Origin of the sequence: Cellulomonas uda (genome assembly GCF_006538705.1) — a bacterium.
Taxonomy (GTDB): Bacteria; Actinomycetota; Actinomycetes; order Actinomycetales; family Cellulomonadaceae; genus Cellulomonas; species Cellulomonas uda.
The window spans coordinates 1-4,901 of record NZ_BJLP01000087.1; the positions used below are offsets into that span (position 1 = coordinate 1).

The window sequence follows — 4,901 nt, forward strand, 5'->3', positions numbered from 1 at the left end:
GGGCCGGGCTCGGCCGCGGTCGCCTCGACCTCCGCGCCGGGGACGACGACCGCCGTGCTCGAGCCCGGCTACCACCACCTGTACCTGGTCGTCCCGTCCGACGAGCACGACGCCGGCCTCCCGGGGACGGTCGAGCTCACGGGTCCCGACGGCGAGACGCTCCCGGCCGAGCCGTCGCCCCTCGACGGCACCGCGTCGATGGGTGGCAGCCGGGCGGTCCTCGTCGCGGGCTTCCGCGTCGTCGAGCCGGGGGAGTACACGCTCACCGTCCCCGAGGCGACGACGCAGGACGCGCAGGTCGTGCTCGTGCGTGGGCCGGACCTCACGCAGTTCGTGTCGGGGATCTTCGGGACCGTCGGCGGTGTGTTCGTCGCGATCGCGCTCGGCGTCGTGGGGCTGGGCCTGACGATCGGGGGCGTGATCTGGTGGGTCGTCCGCGCGGGTGCGCGCCGCCGCGCCGCCGCCGCCCCGGGGTCCGCCTGACGCGGTGCTGACCGCGCGGGGGTCGTCAGGCCCCGTCGCGCCCCGGCCGGCCCGCGCCTATCGTCGGGAGGCGTGACCGGACCGTCGACCCCGCCCCTGCCGCCCGTCGACCCGCGCCCGGCCCGATCCGAGGACGTCGTCGCGATCCACGCGCTGCGGCGCTCGCTCGAGGACTGGATGGCCGCACGCGGGCTGGATCAGTGGCCCCTCGGGTCGCTGCCGGCCGAGCGCGTCGCGGCGCAGGTCGAGCAGGGGCAGTGGTGGGTGCAGGACGACGACGAGGGGCTGCGCGGCTGCCTGCGGCTCGTCAGCCCGGACGTCGACTACTGGGGTGACGACGACACGCCCGCGCTGTACGTGCACGGGTTGATGGTGGCCCGCCGCGCGTCCGGCACCGGGCTGGGGCGGGCGCTCGTGGAGTGGGCGGACTCCCGGGCGCGCGCGGCGGGGGCGCGGTGGCTGCGGCTCGACCACCGCGCGTCGAACCCGCACCTCGACGACGTCTACCGCTCGTGGGGGTTCGAGCAGGTCGCGCAGACCGACCGCCCGGGCTTCCTCGTCGTCCTCATGCAACGCCCCCTCACCTGACGGAACCACCACCCGCCCCGCCCCGCACACCGCCGACCCCTGCCCGAACCCGCCGACCCCGTGGTTGCTCCGGCTTCGGGCCGGCTTACCCGGAGGGACGACGGGGTCGTGTGGTCGTCGGGCTCACCAAGACGTCGCGGCGACCTGGTCGGGGACCCGGGCGTAGCAGTCGTCGACGGTCGCACCGCCGATGACCGCGAGGTACGTCCCGAACTCGAGGCTCACGAGCTCGAGGAGGGTCCAGTCCTGCGCGAGCGTGCGGTGCGCCTCGACGACGAACGCGCGGTCGTGCTCGGCGAGGTGCGCGCGCAGCTCGTCGCGCAGCACCGCGGGCATGACCCAGCGTTGCGGCGTGCCGCCGACGGCGGGCAGCCGCGCGACGACGCCCGCGCCTCGAGCAGCAGGAGCGGGTCCGGCACCGGGACCAGGCCGTGCCGGCGGGCGAGGTCGAGCACCACGCGCGCGGTCCGCTCGGTGAGGTCCACGGGCAGCGCGACGACCATCGCGGCGTCGAGCAGGGGGGTGTCGGTGATGCCGGGGAGCACGACGTCGCGGACGAACGCCCGGACCGCGGCGGTCGCGTGCCCGTGACGAGGAGGGTGCGCAGGCCGTGGGCTGCCGTGACGAGCCGGGTGACGGCGGTGACGTCGTCGGGCGCTGCGAGGTCGTCGGCGTCGTCGGCGACGAGGACCACGGGCGCTCCGCGCGAGTCGACGGCCCGGGCGAGGGCCTCGGGCGTGACGTCGTCGGGGACGGCGGTGCCGGCCGCGCACAACGCGGCGACGAGCGCGGCGCGCACCGAAGGCCCACGTGAGGGGCGGCCGGCCGCGGCGTCCCGCGCCGGCGACCCAGACGACGAGCCGTCCACGCTCGTGCTGGCGCCCGGCCCACTGCGCGGCCAGGAGCGTACGGCCGAGCCCCGGTGCCGCACGGATCACGCCCACCGGGTCGATCCGGTCGAGGCGGTCGAGCAGTCGTGCGCGCACGACCGCGCTCTCGGGCACACGGGGCCACGCCGTCGTCGGCGCTCCGACCGCCCCCTCCCCGCCGTCGACCACGGACGGCGGCACACCGGTCGTCATCGGGCCCGGTATCTGCCCGGGGACCCGCGGTCCGCTCACCCGGACGGGTGGTGCGCGTGTCGTCAGGCGGGACGCGGGACCAGGAGCACCGGCGCGGACGCGAGGCCACCGGCCGGTGGCTGCTCACGGACCCGGGTCGCGTCGGGGTCGGGACGGACCGCGCCCGTGGCCGCCAGCAGCGCGCGGACCAGCACGCGCAGCTCCAGCGTCGCGAGGGGCCGGCCGGGGCACACGTGCTTCCCGATCCCGTAGACGAGGTTGTACGGCGCGTTGCCGACCGGGTCGAACGCGTCCGGGTCCCCGAACACGCGCTCGTCGCGGTTCGCGGACGTCCAGCTCAGGACGACCCGCTCACCCGCGCCGACGCGTCGCCCGCCGAGCTCCACCGGGCGCGTGGTGACCCGCCGGTTGCTGACGAACGGGTCGTCGATGCGCAGGATCTCGTCGAGCACCGCGTCGAGCTCGCGGTCGCTCACACCGCCGCGCAGGTGGTCCTGCAGCTCGGGGTGGTCGGCGAGGTAGGTGACCACGACGCCGGTGCACAGCGCCATCGACCCCAGGTCACCGCCCGTCCAGTTCCGCAGGATCGAGACGACCTCGTCGTCGCTCAGCGCCCGGCCGTCGACGCGGGTGCGCAGCAGCTCGGTCGTCACGTCCTGCGGCGCGTCCGCGGCCCGCCGGACGTCGGTGAGCGAGCGGATGATCGCGTCGAACCGCGCGGCGACGCGTGCCGTGCGCTCCGGGTCCCGGGACCGGGTCGCGTCGCGGTTGTCGCGCACCCACGCGAGCAGCTCCTCCTCGAGGTCGGCGGGCCACCCGAGCCAGGCGCTCTGGGCTCGCACCGCGAACCGCGCGCCGAGCGCCACGGCGTCGACGGCACCGGGGACGACGAGGCCGCCGACGAGCGCCTGGGCGACCCGCCCGACCACCGGCTCCAGCTCCCGCATCCGCTCGGGCGTGAAGAACTGCTCCACGGCCGCGCGGTACGCGGTGTGCGCGGGTCCGTCGACCCCGTTGGGCACCTGCAGGTGGCGCGAGACCGCGTTGGAGAAGGTCTCGTGGTCGAGCGCCACGCGCATCACGTCGACATGCGTGAACACGGTCCACGCGCCGTCCGGCCCGCGCGCGACCGGGCACTGCGCGCGCAGTGCGTCGTACGCGGCGACCGGGTCGCGGCGCACGCGCGGGCCGCGCGGGTTCCAGTCGGCGTGCGCACCGTGCCGTCGGCCGGTGCGCGGGTCAGGGTCAGGGCTCAGCTCGTCGGCAGGCTCGTGCTCCGTCACCCGCCCATCCTGGACCCGTGAGCCGGGGCGCGCCCGCGGCTCGTAGGGCAGGCTGGGCACAGCCGACGAGAGAGGGCAGCACATGACGGACCTCGTGACCGCCGCACGCACCCACCTGGACGCCGCGCGCGCCTCGGCGCACGGACGCGACGCGCAGCTCGTCGTGCACGACGGCGTGCTGCGGCAGACCGTGATCGCGCTCGTCGCGGGCGTCGAGCTGGCGGAGCACAACTCACCGCCCGCCGCGAGCCTGCAGGTGCTCGAGGGGCGGGTGCGCGTCACCGGGGTCGAGCAGAGCGACCTCGCGCGCGGCGAGCTCGTCGTGCTGACGCACCAGCGGCACGCCGTGCTCGCGCTGGAGGACAGCGTGTTCCTGCTGACGACCGTCACGAGCCTCGACGAGGACCAGCGCGGCGACGCCTGAGCGGCCCGACGTCAGGTCCGGACACCGTCGACCCCGCGACCACCCCGCGACCCCGCGGTTGCTCCGTCTCTGGTGGCGGATACCCGGAGCAACAGCGGGGTCGGGTGCGGGTCAGGCGAGCGTGAGGGAGAGCGTCACGAAGCTCGCCGGGGGGAGGGTGACCTCGAGGCCGCGCGGGTGGGGTCGCACCGCGTCGTCGTGCGGGCGCGGGGCGACCCGGTCGAGCGCGTCGGGCGTGTTGTGCGCGTCGACGCGGTCGGCGGTCAGCACGCGCGCGGTGTGCGCCGTGACCTCGCGTCCGCGCAGGTCGACGACGAGAGTGCGGGACTCGGCCGCGTCGAGGTGCGAGATCGACACGAGCGCGGTGTCGCCGCGCGTGGACGCGGACGCCGACACCAGCGGCAGCTCCTTGCCGGCGGTCTCGACGGCGGGCACGTCCTTGAGGTGCACCGCGAGCGCGTCGGCGTCGTGGTGCCCCGTGCTCATCTCGTACACGTGGTAGGTCGGGGTGAGGACCAGCGCCCCGGAGTCCGGGTCGGTCAGGAGCATGGCCTGCAGCACGTTGACGGTCTGGGCGATGTTCGTCATGACCACGCGGTCGGCGTGCCGGTGGAACGCGTCGAGGTGGGTCGAGGCGACGAGCGCGTCGCGCAGCGTGTTCTGCTGGTACAGGAACCCGGGGTTGGTGCCGGGCTCGACGTCCCACCACGTGCCCCACTCGTCGACGACGAGGCCGACGTTCCGCTGCGGGTCGTAGCGGTCCATGACGGTGCTGTGGCGCTGCAGGAGCGTCTCCATGTGCGCGGCGCGGGCGAGCGCGAGGTACCACTCGTCGGTGGTGAACTGCGTCGCGGAGCCCTTCGCGGACCACGAGCCGGTCATCGTGTAGTAGTGCAGCGACAGCGCCTGGAACGGTGCGGCGGGCGACTGCCCGAGCCCGGCCTGGTCGAACGAGCGCATGAGCGCCTCGGTCCAGTGCAGGTCGTCCGAGTCCGCGCCGGCGGCGATCCGGTAGACCGTGTTGTCGCCGTGGTCGCGCAC

General features: G+C 75.6%; 7 protein-coding genes. 4 read left to right on the forward strand and 3 right to left on the reverse strand.

Going from position 1 to position 4,901, the window contains the following annotated elements; all coding sequences use genetic code 11:
* Positions 1-483 (forward strand): hypothetical protein (locus tag CUD01_RS16690; RefSeq protein WP_170209621.1); only part of this gene is annotated, 483 nt, incomplete at its 5' end.
* Positions 484-555: 72 nt separating this feature from the next.
* Positions 556-1,071, forward strand: a complete 516-nt coding sequence (locus CUD01_RS16095; RefSeq protein WP_244937814.1) for a GNAT family N-acetyltransferase — start codon at positions 556-558, stop codon at positions 1,069-1,071.
* A gap of 123 nt (positions 1,072-1,194) precedes the next feature.
* Here CUD01_RS16095 and CUD01_RS16100 read toward each other — a convergent pair whose 3' ends face one another.
* On the reverse strand, positions 1,195-1,407 hold the full coding sequence (locus CUD01_RS16100) for a hypothetical protein (RefSeq protein ID WP_141322505.1): 213 nt from the start codon (positions 1,405-1,407) through the stop codon (positions 1,195-1,197).
* A 274-nt stretch (positions 1,408-1,681) separates the two neighbouring features.
* Here CUD01_RS16100 and CUD01_RS16105 point away from each other — a divergent pair, with 274 nt between their 5' ends.
* A complete protein-coding gene (locus tag CUD01_RS16105; RefSeq protein ID WP_141322506.1) occupies positions 1,682-1,885 on the forward strand; it encodes a hypothetical protein in 204 nt (67 codons plus the stop codon).
* A 330-nt stretch (positions 1,886-2,215) separates the two neighbouring features.
* Here the strand turns inward: CUD01_RS16105 and CUD01_RS16110 are convergent, their stop codons facing one another.
* On the reverse strand, positions 2,216-3,436 hold the full coding sequence (locus CUD01_RS16110; RefSeq protein WP_141322507.1) for a cytochrome P450: 1,221 nt from the start codon (positions 3,434-3,436) through the stop codon (positions 2,216-2,218).
* Positions 3,437-3,518: 82 nt separating this feature from the next.
* On the opposite strand from CUD01_RS16110, the gene CUD01_RS16115 reads away from it, so the two are divergent.
* Positions 3,519-3,860, forward strand: a complete 342-nt coding sequence (locus CUD01_RS16115) for a cupin domain-containing protein (RefSeq protein ID WP_094181530.1) — start codon at positions 3,519-3,521, stop codon at positions 3,858-3,860.
* A 111-nt stretch (positions 3,861-3,971) separates the two neighbouring features.
* Here the strand turns inward: CUD01_RS16115 and CUD01_RS16120 are convergent.
* The coding region (locus tag CUD01_RS16120; protein WP_280525835.1) for an alpha-L-arabinofuranosidase C-terminal domain-containing protein at positions 3,972-4,901 on the reverse strand (930 nt) is incomplete at its 5' end.

What these genes read in the sequence shown, in the direction of transcription:
- CUD01_RS16100 (WP_141322505.1), bottom strand. Translation starts at nt 1,407, where the DNA reads ATGCCCGCGGTGCTGCGCGACGAGCTGCGCGCGCACCTCGCCGAGCAC.
- CUD01_RS16115 (WP_094181530.1), top strand. Translation starts at nt 3,519, where the DNA reads ATGACGGACCTCGTGACCGCCGCACGCACCCACCTGGACGCCGCGCGC.